Origin of the sequence: Nonomuraea mangrovi (assembly GCF_042681425.1) — a bacterium.
GTDB classification, from domain to species: domain Bacteria; phylum Actinomycetota; class Actinomycetes; order Streptosporangiales; family Streptosporangiaceae; genus Nonomuraea; species Nonomuraea mangrovi.
The window spans coordinates 18,821-36,452 of the sequence record NZ_JBHUFV010000063.1; the positions used below are offsets into that span (position 1 = coordinate 18,821).

Annotated in this window: 18 protein-coding genes; 11 read left to right on the plus strand and 7 right to left on the minus strand. The window is 69.3% G+C overall.

What is annotated here, in order from left to right:
• Window positions 1-3: 3 nt before the first annotated feature.
• Entirely contained in the window at window positions 4-174 is a 171-nt protein-coding gene (gene fxsA / locus ACFSKW_RS43465) for an FxSxx-COOH cyclophane-containing RiPP peptide (protein WP_379580341.1), read from the minus strand.
• Between the two features lie 402 nt (window positions 175-576).
• Here fxsA and trpD point away from each other — a divergent pair, with 402 nt between their 5' ends.
• The 3 genes from trpD to ACFSKW_RS43480 all read left to right on the plus strand — a co-directional run bounded on the left by trpD (window position 577) and on the right by ACFSKW_RS43480 (window position 3,442).
• On the plus strand, window positions 577-1,593 hold the full coding sequence (gene trpD / locus ACFSKW_RS43470) for an anthranilate phosphoribosyltransferase (RefSeq protein ID WP_379580342.1): 1,017 nt from the start codon (window positions 577-579) through the stop codon (window positions 1,591-1,593).
• Between the two features lie 200 nt (window positions 1,594-1,793).
• Window positions 1,794-2,528, plus strand: coding sequence for a glycosyltransferase family 2 protein (locus tag ACFSKW_RS43475; RefSeq protein WP_379580343.1), 735 nt, complete (start codon window positions 1,794-1,796; stop codon window positions 2,526-2,528).
• Entirely contained in the window at window positions 2,513-3,442 is a 930-nt protein-coding gene (locus ACFSKW_RS43480) for a ketopantoate reductase family protein (RefSeq protein ID WP_379580344.1), read from the plus strand. Before ACFSKW_RS43475 ends, ACFSKW_RS43480 begins: the two co-directional genes overlap by 16 nt.
• On the opposite strand, the gene ACFSKW_RS43485 is transcribed toward ACFSKW_RS43480, so the two are convergent.
• Window positions 3,408-3,944, minus strand: a complete 537-nt coding sequence (locus ACFSKW_RS43485) for a DUF6886 family protein (RefSeq protein ID WP_379580345.1) — start codon at window positions 3,942-3,944, stop codon at window positions 3,408-3,410. The two genes, ACFSKW_RS43480 and ACFSKW_RS43485, sit on opposite strands and share 35 nt — an antisense overlap.
• A 54-nt stretch (window positions 3,945-3,998) precedes the next feature.
• Here ACFSKW_RS43485 and ACFSKW_RS43490 point away from each other — a divergent pair, with 54 nt between their 5' ends.
• The gene (locus tag ACFSKW_RS43490; protein WP_379580346.1) at window positions 3,999-4,397 is read left to right on the plus strand and encodes a hypothetical protein; all 399 of its coding nucleotides are present in this window, start codon (window positions 3,999-4,001) and stop codon (window positions 4,395-4,397) included.
• Here the strand turns inward: ACFSKW_RS43490 and ACFSKW_RS43495 are convergent.
• A complete protein-coding gene (locus ACFSKW_RS43495; protein ID WP_379580347.1) occupies window positions 4,361-4,777 on the minus strand; it encodes a hypothetical protein in 417 nt (138 codons plus the stop codon). The two genes, ACFSKW_RS43490 and ACFSKW_RS43495, sit on opposite strands and share 37 nt — an antisense overlap.
• Before the next feature lie 62 nt (window positions 4,778-4,839).
• Between ACFSKW_RS43495 and ACFSKW_RS43500 the strand changes: the two genes are divergently transcribed.
• The gene (locus tag ACFSKW_RS43500; protein WP_379580348.1) at window positions 4,840-6,744 is read left to right on the plus strand and encodes a sensor histidine kinase; all 1,905 of its coding nucleotides are present in this window, start codon (window positions 4,840-4,842) and stop codon (window positions 6,742-6,744) included.
• On the opposite strand, the gene ACFSKW_RS43505 is transcribed toward ACFSKW_RS43500, so the two are convergent.
• A complete protein-coding gene (locus ACFSKW_RS43505) occupies window positions 6,717-7,190 on the minus strand; it encodes an NUDIX domain-containing protein (RefSeq protein WP_379580349.1) in 474 nt (157 codons plus the stop codon). The two genes, ACFSKW_RS43500 and ACFSKW_RS43505, sit on opposite strands and share 28 nt — an antisense overlap.
• A gap of 119 nt (window positions 7,191-7,309) precedes the next feature.
• On the opposite strand from ACFSKW_RS43505, the gene ACFSKW_RS43510 reads away from it, so the two are divergent.
• Window positions 7,310-8,563, plus strand: a complete 1,254-nt coding sequence (locus tag ACFSKW_RS43510; RefSeq protein WP_379580350.1) for an MFS transporter — start codon at window positions 7,310-7,312, stop codon at window positions 8,561-8,563.
• Here the strand turns inward: ACFSKW_RS43510 and ACFSKW_RS43515 are convergent.
• Window positions 8,486-9,133, minus strand: coding sequence for an MBL fold metallo-hydrolase (locus ACFSKW_RS43515; protein WP_379580351.1), 648 nt, complete (start codon window positions 9,131-9,133; stop codon window positions 8,486-8,488). The genes ACFSKW_RS43510 and ACFSKW_RS43515 overlap by 78 nt on opposite strands.
• A 55-nt stretch (window positions 9,134-9,188) precedes the next feature.
• Window positions 9,189-9,335: a hypothetical protein gene (locus ACFSKW_RS43520; protein WP_379580352.1), complete on the minus strand. Its 147-nt coding sequence runs from the start codon at window positions 9,333-9,335 to the stop codon at window positions 9,189-9,191.
• A 273-nt stretch (window positions 9,336-9,608) separates the two neighbouring features.
• On the opposite strand from ACFSKW_RS43520, the gene rho reads away from it, so the two are divergent.
• The 4 genes from rho to ACFSKW_RS43540 all read left to right on the plus strand — a co-directional run bounded on the left by rho (window position 9,609) and on the right by ACFSKW_RS43540 (window position 15,260).
• Entirely contained in the window at window positions 9,609-10,718 is a 1,110-nt protein-coding gene (rho, locus tag ACFSKW_RS43525; RefSeq protein ID WP_379580353.1) for a transcription termination factor Rho, read from the plus strand.
• A gap of 196 nt (window positions 10,719-10,914) precedes the next feature.
• Complete coding sequence (locus ACFSKW_RS43530) at window positions 10,915-11,778, plus strand: putative RNA methyltransferase (RefSeq protein WP_379580354.1); 864 nt, start codon at window positions 10,915-10,917, stop codon at window positions 11,776-11,778.
• Window positions 11,779-11,898: 120 nt separating this feature from the next.
• A complete protein-coding gene (locus tag ACFSKW_RS43535) occupies window positions 11,899-13,674 on the plus strand; it encodes a S9 family peptidase (RefSeq protein WP_379580355.1) in 1,776 nt (591 codons plus the stop codon).
• A gap of 83 nt (window positions 13,675-13,757) precedes the next feature.
• Window positions 13,758-15,260, plus strand: coding sequence for an APC family permease (locus tag ACFSKW_RS43540; protein WP_379580356.1), 1,503 nt, complete (start codon window positions 13,758-13,760; stop codon window positions 15,258-15,260).
• Here ACFSKW_RS43540 and ACFSKW_RS43545 read toward each other — a convergent pair.
• A complete protein-coding gene (locus ACFSKW_RS43545; RefSeq protein ID WP_379580357.1) occupies window positions 15,257-16,795 on the minus strand; it encodes a PP2C family protein-serine/threonine phosphatase in 1,539 nt (512 codons plus the stop codon). The genes ACFSKW_RS43540 and ACFSKW_RS43545 overlap by 4 nt on opposite strands.
• A gap of 120 nt (window positions 16,796-16,915) precedes the next feature.
• On the opposite strand from ACFSKW_RS43545, the gene ACFSKW_RS43550 reads away from it, so the two are divergent.
• A partial coding sequence (locus tag ACFSKW_RS43550; protein ID WP_379580358.1) for a HAMP domain-containing protein occupies window positions 16,916-17,632 on the plus strand: 717 nt, incomplete at its 3' end.

Below are 17,632 nucleotides of genomic sequence, written 5' to 3' on the forward strand. Positions count from 1 at the left end.
CCGTCAGATGGAGGAGTTGAACGCCGCCACGGAGATCCTGGGGGTATCGGGGACGACGCGGCGCAGCGTGCTCGCCAGCTCGGTGTCGCACAGGTCTTTCTCACACAGACTGCTCAGCGGGACGTCACGCACATCCACGACGCCCGAGATCACCGCTGTGGCCTCTTTGTCCATGTCTGATCCATTTCAAAAACCCTGCAGGGATTCAAGGGGAGTCTAATCCTGGCGGCGCCCGTGGCTTCTGACCGCCCGGAGCAAAACTCTCCTCGAGTTTTCTCTCACCTTCGGATACGCACCGAACCCGCCGACCGCCTCATCCCTTTCCGCAGATCAGGAGAACAGCAGCTCGGAGACGTCGGTGAACCCCGGCACCGCCGTCTCCGCCTGCACGGCGGCCCTGAAGAAGATCAGCGCGCTCGGGTCGCCCTGCACCGCCATGCCGGTAGCATGTCATGTCATGATCGCGCGTTCCTGGTGGCCCGTCTCCTAGGCGGTCCGTGCGCGATGTCCGATGACCGCCCTCGCGAGGGGGTCATCGATGGGTTGGCCTCCTCGTCCGCTCGACTGGAGGCTCACATGACGACCTGGCCCGCTCTTCTCGGCACGCTTCTCGACGGTGGATCGCTGCGCGCAGAGGACACCGCGTGGGCGATGGGACAGATCATGGCCGGCGCGGCGACCGACGCGCAGATCGCCGGACTCGCCGTCGCGCTGCGCGCCAAGGGCGAGACCGTCGAGGAGGTGTCGGGGCTGGCCTCGGCGCTGCTCGACGGCGCCACCCCGCTGGACATCCCCTCCGACGCTGTCGATCTCGTCGGCACGGGCGGCGACCAGGCCCACACCGTGAACATCTCCACGATGGCGGCGATCGTGGCCGCGGCTGCGGGCGCGCGGGTCGTCAAGCACGGGGGAAGGGCGGCCACGTCGTCCTCGGGCGCCGCCGACGTGCTGGAGGCGCTCGGCGTCGTGATCGACCTGTCGCCTCGGGCGGCGGCCAGGGTGGCGGCCGAGGCGGGGATCACGTTCCTGTTCGCCCCGCACTATCATCCCGCGTTCCGGCTCACCACGGGTCCGAGGAAGGAGCTAGGGGTGCCGACGGTCTTCAACTTCCTCGGGCCGCTCGTCAACCCCGCCAGGCCCGCCGCCCAGGCGGTGGGGGTGTTCCATCCTCGGATGGCGCCAGTGATCGCGGGGGTGCTGGCGGCGCGGGGCTGCTCGTCGCTGGTGTTCAGGGGGGACGACGGGCTGGACGAGCTGACCACGACGGGGCCTTCCACCATCTGGGAGGTGAGGGACGGGGCGGTCACGTCGAGCCGGTTCGACCCGCTGTCACTGGGGATTCCCAGGGCGAGCGCCGACGATCTGCGGGGCGCGGACGCGGCGCACAACGCCAGGGTGGCGCGGGAGGTCCTGGAGGGGGCTCGGGGTCCGGTGCGCGACATCGTCTGCCTGAACGCCGCCGCGGCGCTGGCGGCGGCGAGCGGGGTGGGAGTGCCGGGGCTCGGGGCGGCGTACGAGCGGGCGTGCGCGGCGATCGACTCCGGGGGCGCCGCGATCGTGCTGGATCGCTGGGCGGCGGCCACCCGGCGCTGATTCCACGCATATTTCCAAGAAAAAGTCAAGGAACAGCAAGTGGATCATTACCTGTCGAGTTCTGGAACGAGCGAAAGAGACGATCTCGCAGGTCACCGGGAGCCCCAGAAATACGGATTTACAGCCGAAATGCGGTAGATCATCACCCGATTCAAGAGGATGTCAAGCGAGTTGCAGGCGAGATCGTGGACCTTGGTCACATGAACAGAGGCCCCTCCGCCGCGAGCGTCAGTGTCGTGGTTCCCGCACTGAACGAAGCCGACAACCTTCCACACGTCTTCGCGACTCTGCCCGCCTGGATCGACGAAGTGATCCTGGTCGACGGGAACTCCACCGACGACACGGTGGCGGTGGCCCAGAGGCTCCGCCCCGACCTGCGCGTGGTCACGCAGACCAGGCGCGGCAAGGGCAACGCCCTCACCGAGGGTTTCGCCGCCGCCAAGGGCGACATCATCGTCATGATCGACGCCGACGGCTCGACCGACGGTCATGAGATCGCCCTGTTCGTCAAGGCACTGATCGACGGCGCGGACTTCGCCAAGGGCTCGCGCTACGTCGAGGGCGGCGGATCGGACGACATCAGCCCGATCCGCTCCCTGGGCAACCGGGTGCTGACCTTCATCACCAACAGCCTGTACGGCACCAGCTACACCGACCTGTGCTACGGCTACAACGCCTTTTGGGCCCGGCACCTGGACGCGATGGCACTCGATTGCGACGGTTTCGAGATCGAGACGCTGATGAACGTCAGGGCCGCCAAGGCGGGCCTGGTCATCCGCGAGGTGCCCAGCCATGAGCGGTCCAGGATCCACGGGGAGAGCAACCTGCACGCCGTCCGCGACGGATGGCGCGTGCTCAAGACGATCTGGCGCGAGCGGGGAAAAGCCGTATCCGTCCTGAATGGTGACATGCTTGATCCATGCATTACGCAGTGATCGGAGCAGGGGCGGTCGGCGGAACCATCGGCGGTCGCCTTTTCCAGCACGGACACGACGTCACCTTGATCGCCAGAGGGCGACACTACGAGGCACTCCGCGAGCAGGGGCTGCGACTCGCCACCCCGGACTCCGACGAGCGGCTGAGCGTTCCCGTCGCCGACGGGCCGGTGGACGCGGACGTCCTGGTGGTGGCCACCAAGTCGCAGGACACCATCGCCGCGCTCGAGTCGTGGCCCACCGACCTGCCCGTGGTGTGCGCGCAGAACGGCGTGGCGAACGAGCGTATGGCGCTGCGGCGGTTCGAGCGGGTCTACGGCATGTGCGTCTACCTGCCCGCGCTGCACATGGAGCCGGGTGTGGTCGCCGCCTTCGGGTCACCGCTCTCCGGGCGGCTGCACATCGGACGTTATCCACAGGGTGTGGACGAACTGGCCGAGACGATGGCCGGCGACCTGTCCAAGAGCGCTTTCGACGCGCTGGCCGTACCCGATGTGATGCGCTGGAAGTACGGCAAGCTGCTCGGCAACCTCGGCAACGCGGTGGAGGCGCTCTGCGGCCGCGAGCCCGGCATCAACGAACTGTTCGAGCAGGCCAGGGCGGAGGGCCTCGCCGTCCTCGCGGCCGCCGGCATCGAACACGCGCAGAGTGAGCCGATCCAGCTCAGAACCATCGAGGGAGTCGAGCGCGGAGGCGGCTCCTCCTGGCAGAGCCTCGCGAGGGGCAGCGGCTCGATCGAGGCCGACTACCTCAACGGCGAGATCGCCCTGCTCGGCCGCATGCACGGCGTGGCCACACCGGTCAACGAGGTGCTCCAGCGCGAGGCGGGAAGGGCCGCCCGCGAGCGACGCGGGCCCGGCTCGATGACGGTCGGCGAGCTCAGCTCGTTGATCGCCGAGCGTTCCGCAGCCTGATCCCGCTGAACTCCATCGTGCTGGCCGTGATCTGGTTCCAGAACGGCCAGAGGTTGTCCAGCACGCGCAACTGGATCCCCGCCTCCTCGTGCAGCTCGATCAGGTCGGTGACGGGCTCGGGTGGGCCGAGCGGCTCCACGGGCACCTCGGCGACCACCGCGTGCGGCGGCTCACCGATCGGGACGAAGGCGGCGGCGGGCAGGCGGTAGGCGTACAACCGCACCTCCATCATCGGCCTGAGCCAGCCGTACTCGATGGCGTGCACGCGCTCGCCGCACCCCGCGCCCACGATGCGCTCGACGTCCCACGCCCGGGTCCTGGATCCCTTCCAGGCCATGACACGAGGGCAGTGGCGCGGGAACCAGTAGTCGGGGCAGCGGTCCGCGCCCACCGCCCACACGTACGGCGTGCTCTGACGCGACGTCTTCGCGACATGGGGCACGAACCTCTTGATCGTCGGATCTTCGGAGAAGTGAAGCACCTGGCCCACGTCTGGTCGCATGACTCCATCATTCAGGGGCAGAGGGGTGCCCGTCCCTGAAGAGAGGTGAGCTCAGTGATCGTGTTGGGTCTGATCCTGGTCCTGATCGCAGCCGCGGCCATCTATCTGGTCGCGATGGAACCCGATACCACCTACACCGTTTTCGGCTACACCTTCGAACCGTCCCACCTGGAGATGTTCCTCGTGGGCGCGGCGACGGCCGGAGTCCTGCTCCTCGGCCTCTCGATGATCGGCTCGGGTTCGCGCCGGTCCGTCCTGCACCGCCGCAGGCTGCGGGAGGCGCGGGTCCAGACGAACGACCGGGTCGCCAAGCTCGAGGACGAGAAGCGGGCGCTGGAGCGGAAGCTGCACGACAACGACGACGTCGCCGCCACCGAGACGCGTACGGTCCCCCGCCAGGCGCCGCACCCCGATGATCACCTGGTGGCGGGTCCCCGCTCGGACGAGCGCTGAACCAGCTTGCCCTCGCGCCACAGCGCGAGACCGGTGACCAGGGCGCCGAGCCCCTCCCACAGCCCCACCCCGAAGAACTCGGCGGGTGCGGCGCCCGTCACCACCAGGGTGGTGAACACCGCGAACGTCACCATCCTGAACGGCACGGTCCACCGGAAGAACGGTGTCCAGTCGGAGGCCGCGGCCAGCATGTAGTAGACGCCCATGTTGACCGCGGCCATCGACGAGGCGGCCATGTAGACCTTCGTGTAGTCGCCTGGCCCGCGCGTCTCGAGCACCTGGAACCCCAACAGTCCGAGCAGATCGTCCGGCCTGATCAACCCGAAAAGCCCCAGGGCGAAGGCCAGGAGACCGAAGACGGCGATCGTCCATCCAGACATTGATCGGGGCAAGCGCACGGGAAACCTCCCAAAAGGGGTGTGATCTGCGAGACGATCTCACCATGAAAAGGCGCTTCACCCGCCCCGGTCGCCCCATCGCGCTCAAACTGCTCGTCCTGCTGTCGGTCCCGCTGATCTCCCTGGTCGGGCTGTGGGCGTTCGCGGCCGCGCTGACCGGCGGGGACGGAATGCGCCTCCTGGAGATCAACAACCTGGTGACCAACCTGGCCAATCCCTCGGAGCAGATCAACATCCAGCTCCAGCACGAACGGCTGGCCTCGGCCGAGTTCCTCTCGTCCTCCGCGCCGTACAAGGAGCTCATCAACCAGCGCAGCAGGACCGACACCGCCGTGGCGACCTTCCGCCGGCGCGCGAGCCTGCAGGAGAACGTCTCGCCGGAGATGGCCCTCCAGCTCAAGGCGCTGAACAGCGAGCTGGACAGGATCCCCGAGCTCCGCAGAGGCGTCGACGCGCGCACGATCGACACGATCCAGGTGATCACCACCTACAGCGACATCGTGGACGCCTCCTTCCGCATGTACGACCAGATGATCCTGGTGCCCGACATGGCCCTCTACCGGCTGGCCAGGTCGGTCACCATGCTCGGCGAGGCCAAGGAGCTCCTGTCCAGGGAGCGGGCGATGATCGTGCACGTGCTCAAGGCCGGCAGGGTACGCCCCGCGGACCGGGCCCAGTTCACCGAGATGTCGGCCACGCGCCGCCTCCTCTACGCGCAGGCGCTCACCCACCTCGACCCCGACGTCTCCGGCGCCTACCACCAGCTCACCGACTCCGCCGTCTACCGCGACTTCGTCGCGATCGAGGACGCCATCCGCGGCCAGGCCACCGCCAACGGACTGCCCGCCACCGCCAGCACGTGGCTGTCGCGCGGCGACGCCCTGGCCGCGGCCGTCGAGCGCAACCAGTCCGAAGCAGTCCAGGGACTGGTCGACCGGGTCAACCCGACCGCCACGAACATCCTGATCAAGATCGGCATCGCCGGCGGCGTCGGCCTGCTCGCCGTCGTCACCTCCATCGTGCTCTCCCTGCGCTTCCGCGGCAGGCTGGTGCGCGAGCTCGCGGGCCTGCGCGACGCGGCGGCCCACTTCGCCGAGGTACGGCTGGCGGGCGTCGTCGAGCATCTGCGCAAGGGCGGGGCCAGGCCCGAGGTCGAACCGCTCGACACCGGCGCGCAGACCACCGAGGTGCGCGACATCCTCCACGCGTTCAACTCCGTCCAGTCCACGGCCGTCGAGGCGGCCGTCGACCAGGCCGAGCTGCGTGACGGCGTGCGCAAGGTCTTCGTCAGCCTGGCCAGGCGCAACCAGTCCCTGCTGCACCGCCAGCTGCTCCAGCTCGACAGCATGGAACGGCGAACGGAGAACCCGGCCACCCTCGACGACCTGTTCAAGCTCGACCACCTCACCACCCGCATGCGCAGGCACGCCGAGAGCCTCATCATCCTCTCGGACCAGACGCCAGGCCGCGGCTGGCGCAACCCCGTGCCCGTCATGGACGTGATCAGGGCGGCCGTCGCCGAGGTCGAGGAGTACGCCAGGGTGGAGGTGGCGCAGCCGCCCAGCGTGGCGGTGGCGGGCTCGGTCGTGACCGACGTCGTGCACCTGCTGGCCGAGCTGGTCGAGAACGCCACCCTGTTCTCACCGCCGCAGACCAGAGTGGACGTGCGCGCGCACAGCGTGTCCGACGGGCTGCAGATCGACATCGAGGACCGGGGGCTCGGGCTGCCCGAGGCCGAGCTGAGCCAGCTCAACGCCAGGCTGGCCGAGCCGCCCGAGTTCGACCTGGCCGAGAGCGAGAGGCTGGGGCTGTTCGTGGTGGCCAGGCTTGCGGCCAGGCGCGGGATCACGGTGCGGCTGCGGCCCTCGCCGTACGGAGGGATCACGGCGGCGGTGACGCTGCCCGCGGCCCTGCTGTCCGATCAGGCCGCGCTGACGGGAGGAAGGTAGCGGCTCCAGCCGCTGGCCCTGGCGGCGGCCGCGGCGGGCACCCGGTCGCCCGCCCAGGGTGGCAGCAGCTTCCTGGCCTCCTCCTCGGTGAAGAAGCCGTAGTCGTCGAGCTCCTCCGCCTGCAGGGAGACGGCGGTGTCGGCGGGAATAGTGCCGCAGTCGAAGAGGAAGTGGACCAGCGGGTGGGGCCGCTCGCCGAACGCTCCCACCCACTGCACGACGAGCAGGTCGCCGACGGGCAGCGTGATGCCGAGTTCCTCGACGACCTCGCGGGCGCAGGCCTGCGCGGGGTCCTCGCCCTCGTCGACGTGGCCGCCCGCGAAACCCCAGTGGTCGCGGTAGTTCGGCTTGACCAGCAGCGCCCTGCCCTGCGGGTCGGTGATGTAGGCGCCCGCGCCGGCGAGCACCTTGTTCAGCGACGCCCAGAACTCCGTGTCCACGCTCACGCTGATCAACCTACAACCCCTGCGGGGAGAGGGGCGCCGATCCAGGCTGGTGGCGCCTCCTGCGGCAAGGTGACACCCGGTGATGGGAAGATCCTACAAAAAAGATAGGATTTGTCCCCATGACAAGACGCGCGTTCATCTTCTGGTTGACGGGCGTCCTGGCCTACTTCGTCGCGGTCTTCCACCGCCAGTCCCTCGGCGTCGCCAGCCTCGAGGCCGCCGCCCGCCTCGACCTCGGCGCGTCGGGCCTGGCGACCCTCGCGATGCTCCAGCTCCTCGTCTACGCCGCCATGCAGATCCCCGTAGGCGTGCTGGTCGACAGGCTCGGCTCCAAGCGCATGCTGCTCATCGGGGCACTCGTCATGTCGTGCGGCCAGGTCGTCTTCGCCTTCGCCGACGACCTGCTGCTCGGACTGGTCGCGAGGACGCTCGTCGGCGCCGGCGACGCGATGACGTTCATCAGCGTGATCAGGCTGGTCAACCTCTCCTTCCCGGCCCGCCGCAACCCGGTCGTGGTCCAGCTCACCGGCCTCATCGGCCAGTTCGGCGCGATCGCGTCCACTGTGCCGATCATCGGCTCCCTCCACACGTACGGCTGGACGCCGACCTTCCTCGGCGCCGCGGGGCTCGGCGTGCTGGCCACCGTCCTCGTCGCCGCCGTCCTGCGCGACGGGCGCCCCTCCGAGGGCCGGCCCGAGCCGGGACTGAAGGCCGCCTGGATGCAGCCAGGCACCAGGCTCGGCATGTGGACCCACGCCGCCACCCAGTGCTCGGCGGCGGCGTTCCTGCTGTTGTGGGGCTACCCGTACTTGGTGCAGGGCCAGGGCCTCGCCCCCGCCACCGCGGGCGTGCTGCTCTCGACGCTTACCGGCGTCGGCATGCTGTGCGGGCCCGTCCTCGGCTACCTGGCGGGTCGGTTCCCGCTGCGCAGGTCATGGATGGTCCTGACCGTGACGGGCTCCACCGCGACCGCCTGGACGGCGGTGCTGCTGTGGCCGGGCGGCAGGGCGCCGCTCTGGCTGCTGGTGGTGCTGGTCGTCGTGCTCGCCACGAACGGACCCGGCTCGATGATCGGCTTCGACTACGCCAGGACGTTCAACCCCGCGGGCCGTATCGGCGCGGCCACCGGCATCGTGAACGGCGGCGGATTCCTCGCCTCGATGTCGGTGATCGCGCTGGTGGGAGTCACGATGGACCTGACCGGCGACTACCACTGGGCGATGGCCGTGCAGTACCCGGTCTGGCTGCTCGGCGTGGTGCAGGTGCTGAGGTACCGGGCCAAGGCCCGAAGGCTCCTAGCCCAGCTCGACGAAGGGCTCGGGGAAGTGAGAGGTGCCGAGCAGGCGGCCCTCCGCCCGCAGCCTGCCGACTAGGTCCAGCCGCGTCTTGGCGGCCAGGTCGGCGTCACCGTCGTAGACGTAGCGGATCGTCGGGTCGGCCAGCTGCACGGGGTGGTGCAGGACGTCGCCGATCATGGTGAAGTCGCCCACTTCGACGGACTGGTGTCCCGGCGTGTGGCCCGGTGTCAGCCGTACGACGACGCCGGGGGCGACCTCCGCGTCGCCGTCGACCACGTCCAGCAACTCCCTGACGGGGTCGAGGACGGAAGTCGCCTCGATCTCGGCCCGCTGGACGACGTGGCGCGCGTTGGCGAACACCGGCTGGCCGTCGGCGATCGTGCCGCCGAAGTGGTCGCTGTGCAGGTGGGTGATGATCACGGTGTCGACGTCGCCGGGCGCGAGCCCCGTGGCGGCCAGCTCGCTCAGGAGCGCGCCGGGGGCGGGGGCCCAGGTGGAGGTGGGCCCGATGCCGGTGTCGACCAGGGTCACGTGACCCTGGCGGTCCCGCAGGAGGAAGCAGTGGAAGTGGAGGATCCACTCGCCCTCGTCGGCCTCCGCCCCGAGAAAGGTCTCGAGGAACGGCAGGCGGAGCGAGGGGCCCATCGGACCGATGGCATCACACAGTGGGGTGATCTCGACATCGGCCACGATTCTTGACTTATGCGGCATCCGACAAAACTAGCTGGGGAACGTACTCGTTCTCCAGGTCGGCGGCGAACACGGCGCGACGGCAGTGCGCGCAGCGGTACATGATGGGGCCCTCGTCGAGGGTCGTGTGGCACGTAGGGCACAGGGTCTTCTGCATGACATCCCCCTTGAAGTTCGTGACTCCATGAGAGCCTCCGACGATTGCAGAAGCCCTGCAGGCCGCTTGACAGATTGTGCTCCCGGAGATGGAGACCGCGTGGGGAAAGCGGAATAGAAATCTTGCGGTTCGCGTTTCACGTGGTATCTTGCGAATCAGCGTTGAGCGTCTACGGCTCCGCTGACTTCCATGAAGGGCCCGTGCTGAGGGCCCGCACCTCTTTTTCTTCACTCACCGCCTGTTCCCCAGGCGTGCCCTCGAGGAGGGTTCATCATGTCTGTCCAGACCATCCCCCACCCCCGCACGACCGCACCCGCCCGGCAGGTCACCGGCCTGCTGGAGGTGCGCGACAAGAGCGCGTTCCTGCGCCCCTCCGGCTACCGGCACAGCCCCGACGACGTACGGCTGCCGCTGGACCGGGTCAAGCAGCTCGGCCTGCGAAGCGGCGACCACGTCACCGCCACCGTCGCAGGCGCCAAGCTGGTCTCCGTCGAGCAGGTGAACGGCCGCGCCAACTGGCGCGACCGGCCCCACTTCGCCGACCTGACCCCCATCCACCCCCGCGAGCGCCTGTCCATCGAGACGGAGTCGCTGACCACCAGGGTCGTCGACCTGGTCGCGCCCATCGGCAAGGGACAGCGCGGCCTGATCGTCGCCCCACCCAAGGCGGGCAAGACCATGGTCCTGCAGGCGCTGGCCGCCGCCATCTCACGCAACCACCCCGACGTGCACCTCATGGTCGTCCTGGTCGGCGAGCGTCCCGAAGAGGTCACCGAGATGCGCCAGACCATCGCGGGCGAGGTCGCCGCCTCCACCTTCGACCGGCCCGACAAGGAGCACGCCGCGGTCGCCGAGCTGGCGCTCGAACGCGCCAAACGCCTCGTCGAGCAGGGACACGACGTCGTCCTGCTGCTCGACTCGCTCACCAGGCTCGGCCGCGCCTACAACAACCTCGCGCCCGCCGGCGGGCGCATCCTGTCGGGCGGCATCGACGCCGGAGCCATCTACCCGCCCAAGCGCTTCTTCGGCGCCGCCCGCAACGTCCAGGACGGCGGTTCGCTCACCATCCTCGCCACCGCGCTCGTCGAGACGGGCTCCCGCATGGACGACTCGTTCTTCGAGGAGTTCAAGGGGACGGGGAACATGGAGCTGCGTCTCAGCCGCTCCCTGGCAGAGCGCCGGCTGTTCCCCGCCGTCGACCTCGACGCGTCCAGCACCCGTCGTGAGGAGATCCTCCTCCACCCCGACGAGCAGCAGGTCGTGTGGCGGCTGCGCCGCATGCTCGGCGGGCTCGACAAGCAGCAGGGCATGGAGCTGCTGGTCGGCAGGCTCCGCGAGACCCCGTCCAACGCCGCCTTCCTCACTCTCGCCGAGACGGCGTGACCGGTCCGGCACTCCGGTTCCCCACCCCCTTCCTCAGGTTCCCCACCTTCTTCCGCAAAGGCCGCCAGGCCTCCTCGAAGGTCTCCAAGCTTCCCCGAAGGCCTCCAGGTTTCCCCGAAGGCCTCCAGGCTTCCCCGAAGGTCTCCGGCGAGCGACGCGTGCCGTACCGGGCGCAGCGGAGCGCCATGATGGGGGGATGTTGGCTGACATCGTCGAACACCTCCGCTGCCCGGTCTGCCTCGACGGGCTGAGGCTCGAAGCGGGGGGCGTGCGCTGCGGGCAGGGGCACGTGTTCGACGTGGCCCGGCAGGGTTACGTGAGCCTGCTGACCGGGTCGCAGGCGCCGGGGACCGCTGACAGCCCCGCGATGGTGGCGGCCAGGGCGGACTTCCTGGCGGCGGGACACTACGCGCCGCTGGCCGGCGCGCTCGCCGAGACGGCCGGCGCCGTGATCCCCGCGAGCGCGGAGAGCCCCGTCGTGGCGGACGCGGGGGCGGGGACGGGGTACTACGTGAGCGCGGTGCTCGACGCGGTACCGGGCGCCACCGGCATGGCGTTCGACATCTCCAAGCACGCTGTGAAGCGCGCGGCGAAGGCGCACGAGCGCGTGGGAGCGTTCGTGGCGGACGTGTGGAAACCGCTGCCGGTCAAGGACGGCGTCGCCGACGTGGTGATGAACGTGTTCGCGCCGCGCAACGGCGCCGAGTTCGCCAGAATCATGCGACCGGGCGGCAACCTCATCGTGGTCACTCCGGCAGGCGACCATCTGAGCCCGCTGGTGCGAGAGTTGGGCCTGCTGTCGGTGGACGAGGCGAAGGAGCACCGGGTCGCGGAGAGTCTGAGAGGCTTCACGGAGACGGACAGGCGGGAGGTGAGGTTCGAGATGGCGCTGTCGCGGGACGATGTGGCCTTGGTGGTGGGTATGGGGCCGAGCGCGTGGCACAAGGACCAGAGCCACCTCACCGACCAAATCCGGAAATTTCCGGAATGGACTCCAGCAATTGCCAGTTTTCGCCTGTCTATCTTCCGAGCGGCCCCCCAATCAAGGTCCATTCCTTGACGGGCATCCGGTACTGATGTTACTGATGGGGCATTTAGTCCGAAATTCCCTCACATTCCTCAGGTATTTCATCGACCCAGACGCAATACTGGACGGCAACTGAGGAGGGGGAGGCGGCGGATGAAGGCGGAGGAACGCTGGCAGGCCAGGTTCCGGGCGCCCAGCATGACACTGCCCGTCTGGGCGCGCCAGGCCCCGAACCGCTCCCTGTACCGCTCGAACGCCTCGGGCGTATGGGAGATCTACGCGTGGGACCGCACGACCGGCCTCACCCGCCAGGTCACCAATCAGGCGCAGGGCACCGACCATGCCGCCCTCGACCCCACCGGACACTGGATCTACTGGTTCGCCACCACCGAGGGCGACGCCGTCGGCGTCTGGATGCGCCAGCGCTTCGCCGGCGGTACCGACGAGGAGGTCGCTCCCGACCTGCCGCCCAGCGAGCCGGGCGGCATCGCGCTGTCCGCCACCGGCCTCGCCGTCGTCAGCCTCGCCCGCGCCGGCACGTTCACCACCCATCTCGTACGGCCCGGCGAATCCAGCCGCCTGCTCTACGAGCATTCCGAGGCCGCATGGGTCACCGACATGTCGCTCGACGGCGAGTTCGTCGCCATCAACCACAGCGAGCACGGCGACTTCCGGCACCCCGCGCTCCGCGTGCTCAAGCAGTGCGGCGAGAGCGTCGGCGAACTGCACGACGGCCCAGGCAAGGGCGTGATCGGCCTGCGCTTCGGACCCATCCCTGGCGACCGCCGCCTGCTCACCCTGCACGAACGCCGCCAGCGCCACGAGCCACTGGTCTGGGACCCGCAGACCGGCGAGCAGCGCGAGATCTGGCTCAAGGACGCGGGCGAGCTGACCGCCGAATGGTACGACGACGGCAGAGCCCTGCTGATCATCAGGGAGAACCGCGCCCGCACCTTCCTCCATCGCTACGACCTCGGCGGCGGTGGCCTCACGCTGATCGACACGCCCCACGGCGTCATCGAGGAGGCCAGGCCCCGCCCTGGCGGCCACGTGGAGTACTCGTGGTCGAGCGCGTCGCGCCCGCCGGTCATCAGGTCGAGCAGCGGCCATGTCGTGATGAACGCGATCGGCCCCGCCGCCCCGACGAGCGTCCCCGTGGAGGACATCGACGTCCCCGGCCCGGGCGGGCGCATCCACGCCCTGGTCTCCAGGCCGGAGACGGGCTCGGCACCGTTCCCCGCCGTCTTCCTCCTGCACAGCGGCCCTCACCTGCACGACTCCGACGCCTTCTCCCCCGAGGTCGCCGCGTGGGTCGACGCCGGCTTCGCGGTCGTGCGCGTCAACTACCGCGGCTCGACGGGGTACGGCTCGGCCTGGCGCGACGCGCTGCACGGCGAGGTCGGCCATCTCGAGCTGGCCGACGTGGCGGCGGTCAGGGAATGGGTGGTGGCCCAGGGTGTCGTCGACCAGGACAGGACGGTGCTGGCGGGCACCTCGTGGGGCGGCTACCTCACGCTGCTCGGTCTCGGCGTCCAGCCCAAGCTGTGGGCGGCCGGCATCGCCGCGGCTCCCATCGCCTGCCACGTCACCGCCTACGAGGACCACGTGGAGGGCCTGCGCGCCCACCAGCGCTCCCTGCTCGGCGGCTCTCCGGACGAGCAGCCCGACCGTTATCGCGACAGCTCGCCGATCACCTACGTCGAGCAGGTCGAGCGGCCGCTGCTCATCCTCGCGGGGGTCAACGACTCCCGCTCACCGCTGCGGCAGCTCGAGTCGTACGTGAGCCGCCTGGCCGAGCTGGGCCACGAGCACGAGGTCCGCTACTACGACGCGGGCCGCGGCGCCCTGGTCGTCGCCGAACGCATCGATCAGATGTCGATCATGCTGAATTTCATGCGTAAGCATGGGATCACGACTGACATAGCGTAATAGGTTGGCCGAACTCCCGGCTTGAATGTCAGCCTCGGCCACTGTCACCATCGCGCCACTCCCCAGCCGAAGGGCGCGAATCTGTGAGCACCACTACCGAAACCGCCGGCGTCAGCCGCCTGAAGAAGGACGCCGTCGGGCTTGTCGGCGTCATCTTCATGGCCGTGGCGACCGCGGCACCCATCACCGCCATGACCGGCAACGTCCCCATCGTCGTCGGGTTCGGCAACGGCCTGGGCGTCCCCGCCGGCTACCTGTTCGCCACCGCCGTCCTCACGATCTTCTCGGTGGGCTACACGGCGATGTCGAAGCACATCACGGCGGCCGGAGCCTTCTACGGCTACATCTCGCACGGACTCGGCCAGATCGTCGGCATGGTCTCCGGGCTGCTCGCCACCATGGCCTACGTCGTCTTCGAGGCCTCCATCATCGGCTTCTTCGCCTACTCGGCCAACGACACGTTCAAGTCGCTGGCGGGGGTGGACATCCACTGGCTGTGGTTCGCCTTCCTCGGCCTGGCGCTGAACCTGATCCTCACCTACTTCGACATCAACCTGACGGCCAAGGTCCTTGGCGTCTTCCTCATCACCGAGATCTTCATGCTCGGCCTGGTCGCGGTCGCCACGCTCCTCAACGGCGGCGGGCCCAACGGCCTCATGGCCTCCACGCTCAACCCCGCCAACGCCTTCCAGACCACCGGCCTGCAGGCGGGCGCGGTCGGCCTGGGCCTGTTCATGTGCTTCTGGTCGTGGGTCGGCTTCGAGTCGACCGCGATGTACGGCGAGGAGTCCCGCGAGCCCAAGAAGATCATCCCGATCGCGACGCTCGTCTCGGTGGTCGGCATCGGCCTGTTCTACACGTTCGTCTCCTGGATGACGGTCGCGGCCAACGGCGTGAAGGCGCCGGAGATCGCCGCCAAGGAGTTCGCCGGGATCTTCTTCAACCCCACCGAGCAGCTGCTCGGCTCCTGGGCCGTCGGCCTGTTCAAGATCCTCATCCTGACCGGGTCGTTCGCCTGCTCGATGGCCTTCCACAACTGCGCCGCGCGCTACCTCTACGCGCTCGGCAGGGAGAACCTGATCCCCGGCACGGGCCGCACCCTCGGCGCGACCCACCCGACGCACGGATCGCCGCACATCGCGGGGTTCGTGCAGAGCGCCATCTCGGTGGTGCTGGTCCTGGCCTTCTTCTTCGCGGGAATGGACCCGTACATCCACATCTACACGCTGCTGGCCGTCCTGGGCACGCTGGCGATCCTCATCGTGCAGACGCTGTGCTCGTTCTCGGTGATCGGCTACTTCCACGTCAGGAAGAAGCACCCCGAGACGGCCGGCGTGTGGCGGACACTGATCGCCCCGCTGGTGGGCGGGCTCGCCATGGCGTACGTGGTGCTGTTGCTGTTCCAGAACCAGGAGGCGGCCGCGGGCGACGCGTCCAAGAGCGCGTTCTTCACCGCGATCCCGTGGATCGTGCTGGGCCTGGCCGTGCTCGGGGCCGCGACCGCCCTCTACCTGAAGGCGCGCAACCCCGAGAAGTACGAGGTCATCGGCAGGATCGTGCTGGAGGACACGGTCGAGCGCGACTAGCGGGCGCGCAGGACGAGGATCGCCAGGTCGTCCGCGCTCGGTTCGGGCGCGAAGTCGGCCGCTCCTCTGCGGATGCGCTCGGCGACGGCCCTGGCCGACAGGCCCGCGCACTCGGCCAGCAGCTTGGCCAGGCCGCCGTCGTCGTCGAGCAGCCGCCCGCCGCTGCGCCGCTCGGTGACGCCGTCGGTCACCGCCAGCAGCACGTCGCCGTGGTCGAGGTGGATGGTGTCCGCCTCGAACACCACCTCGGGGAAGACGCCGAGCAGCGACTGCGGGGTGGTGACGGGCTCGACGACGCCGCTCGGCTTGAGCCGCAGCGCCTCGGGGTGCCCGGCGGAGACCAGCCGCACTTCCAGTCCGCCGCTCTCGAGGGGGGTGATGTCGCCGTGGAGCAGCGTCAGGAACCTGGCGCGCTCGCCCTCCTCGAGGATGGCCTGGTTGAGCCGGCCGAGGACGGCGGCCACGCCGTACCCCTCCCTGGCGAGCAGGCGCAGGGTGTGGCGGGCCAGGCCCGTGACCGCGGCGGCCTCGGGGCCCGTGCCGCAGACGTCGCCGATCGCGAACCGCCACGACTCGTCGCCGGCCTTGAACAGGTCGTAGAAGTCGCCGCCGACCTCGTTGGCCTCACCCGCAGGCTCGTAGACGACGCCGTAGTCGAGCCCCGGCACCTCCGGCTCGTTCGGCGGCAGCAGGCTGCGCTGCAAGGCCCTGTTGGCGGCGGCCTGCTGGGCGTACAGGCGGGCGTTGTCCATGGCGAGCGCGGCGCGCCGCGCGATGTCCTCGGAGAACTGGATGCTCTCGTCGGTGAACCGGTCGGGGCGGCCCAGGCACATCGCGCCCAGCGAGCGCCCGCGCGCGATCAGCGGTACCGCCAGCACCTGGGAGTCGGCCAGTTGCAGGCTCGCCGCGGTGCTGTCGGGCACGTTGAGCTCCGTCAGCTGCTCGCGCAGCCCGTCGATGCGCGCCTCGTCGGCGTGCCACAGGTAGGCCAGTCTGCGCGGCCCCGACCCCGTGTCGGAGGTGTAGACGGCGCACCACGCCGACAGCCTCGGCACGACGATCTGCGCGATGATCGCCGGCACCATGTCGGGGTCGAGCGTGCCCGCCAGCAGGTCGCTGGCGTCGGCGAGGAAGCCGAGCCAGTGCGGGCCCCTGGAGGTCTCCTCCGCCCATTCGGCTGCCACCCGGTCCGCCGAGCCAGGTAGCGTGAGCCTTGCCCAATGGACACGGGAATCGCCCGCGAAGGTGATCCCCCATTCCTCGACATCCACGGAGGGGCCCTTCGGGTCCCCGTTGGGAGCGGTCCGCTGCCTGAACTCCACCTGTACGGCGTCGCCGTAGTGCTTCCAGACGATCTCGAACGGAGCCTCGGCGACCTGCGCGGCCAGCTCTTCCGCGAGCTGTTCCGCCGCAGGCAGCACCGTTGAGGCGGCCCACGCGGTCATCACCTCACGGGTGAACCTTCTCGCGGAGGGGACGGCGGTCTCGCCTGGCGCGAACGTGGCCGCCAGCACCGCGCGGGAAGAAGCTGTCATCGTTCCGTGCCTACCACACTTCCCATTGACTTGGGGTAAATCCAAGGACAGGACTACGAGCTACTCATCGTGACAGACTTGCATCACTCACGGCGGCACCCCGGGAGTGGAGGAGACCCTATGACGACGGCCAAGACCGCGCCTGCTGCGGAAGAGAGGACGTACTCAGAGTCCGACCTCGTCCCCGTTCTCGAGACACTTTTCGCATGGCGCGACGGCGACTTCCGGCGCCGGGTTCCCTACGCACCGCCGGGGATACTGAGCGAGATCAGGCTGTTGCTGAACGAAGTGGCCGACCGCAGGGAGCACCTCAGCAACGAGCTGTCGCGGGTGCGCAAGGAAGTGGTCAAGGAGGGGCGCTTCGGCGAGCGCCTGACGCCCGGCCCGGGTGTGGGGTCGTGGGCGGAGAGCGTCGAGTCCGTCAACGCCCTCATCGACGCGCTGGTCAGCCCCGTGACGGGTGCGGCCGACGTCATCGACGCCGTCGCCAAGGGTGATCTGACCCGCAGGATCGATCTCGACCGCTCGGCCAGGGGCGAGGTCAGGCGGCTCGGCAAGGCCATCAACGGCATGGTCGAGCAGCTCTCGCTGTTCAACAGTGAAGTGACGAGGGTCGCCCGTGAGGCGGGCACCGAGGGCAGGCTGGGCGGCGCCGCCAACGTCAAGGGCATGTCGGGCAGCTGGCGCGACCTGACCGAGGCCGTCAACACCATGTCCTCTCGCGTCTCCGCGCAGGTGCGTGACATCGCCGAGGTGACGACCGCCGTGGCGAAGGGCGACCTGAGCCGCAAGGTGACGGTCGACGCGGTCGGCGAGATGTTCGAGCTGAAGAACACC

Excerpts from the sequence above, each read along its gene's own strand:
- rho (WP_379580353.1), top strand. The coding sequence starts at position 9,609 with ATGTCTGTCCAGACCATCCCCCACCCCCGCACGACCGCACCCGCCCGG.
- ACFSKW_RS43545 (WP_379580357.1), bottom strand. The coding sequence starts at position 16,795 with ATGACAGCTTCTTCCCGCGCGGTGCTGGCGGCCACGTTCGCGCCAGGC.
- ACFSKW_RS43515 (WP_379580351.1), bottom strand. The coding sequence starts at position 9,133 with ATGGGCCCCTCGCTCCGCCTGCCGTTCCTCGAGACCTTTCTCGGGGCG.
- trpD (WP_379580342.1), top strand. The coding sequence starts at position 577 with ATGACGACCTGGCCCGCTCTTCTCGGCACGCTTCTCGACGGTGGATCG.
- ACFSKW_RS43475 (WP_379580343.1), top strand. The coding sequence starts at position 1,794 with ATGAACAGAGGCCCCTCCGCCGCGAGCGTCAGTGTCGTGGTTCCCGCA.
- ACFSKW_RS43485 (WP_379580345.1), bottom strand. The coding sequence starts at position 3,944 with ATGCGACCAGACGTGGGCCAGGTGCTTCACTTCTCCGAAGATCCGACG.
- fxsA (WP_379580341.1), bottom strand. The coding sequence starts at position 174 with ATGGACAAAGAGGCCACAGCGGTGATCTCGGGCGTCGTGGATGTGCGT.
- ACFSKW_RS43480 (WP_379580344.1), top strand. The coding sequence starts at position 2,513 with ATGCATTACGCAGTGATCGGAGCAGGGGCGGTCGGCGGAACCATCGGC.
- ACFSKW_RS43495 (WP_379580347.1), bottom strand. The coding sequence starts at position 4,777 with ATGTCTGGATGGACGATCGCCGTCTTCGGTCTCCTGGCCTTCGCCCTG.
- ACFSKW_RS43535 (WP_379580355.1), top strand. The coding sequence starts at position 11,899 with ATGAAGGCGGAGGAACGCTGGCAGGCCAGGTTCCGGGCGCCCAGCATG.
- ACFSKW_RS43500 (WP_379580348.1), top strand. The coding sequence starts at position 4,840 with ATGAAAAGGCGCTTCACCCGCCCCGGTCGCCCCATCGCGCTCAAACTG.
- ACFSKW_RS43510 (WP_379580350.1), top strand. The coding sequence starts at position 7,310 with ATGACAAGACGCGCGTTCATCTTCTGGTTGACGGGCGTCCTGGCCTAC.
- ACFSKW_RS43530 (WP_379580354.1), top strand. The coding sequence starts at position 10,915 with ATGTTGGCTGACATCGTCGAACACCTCCGCTGCCCGGTCTGCCTCGAC.
- ACFSKW_RS43520 (WP_379580352.1), bottom strand. The coding sequence starts at position 9,335 with ATGCAGAAGACCCTGTGCCCTACGTGCCACACGACCCTCGACGAGGGC.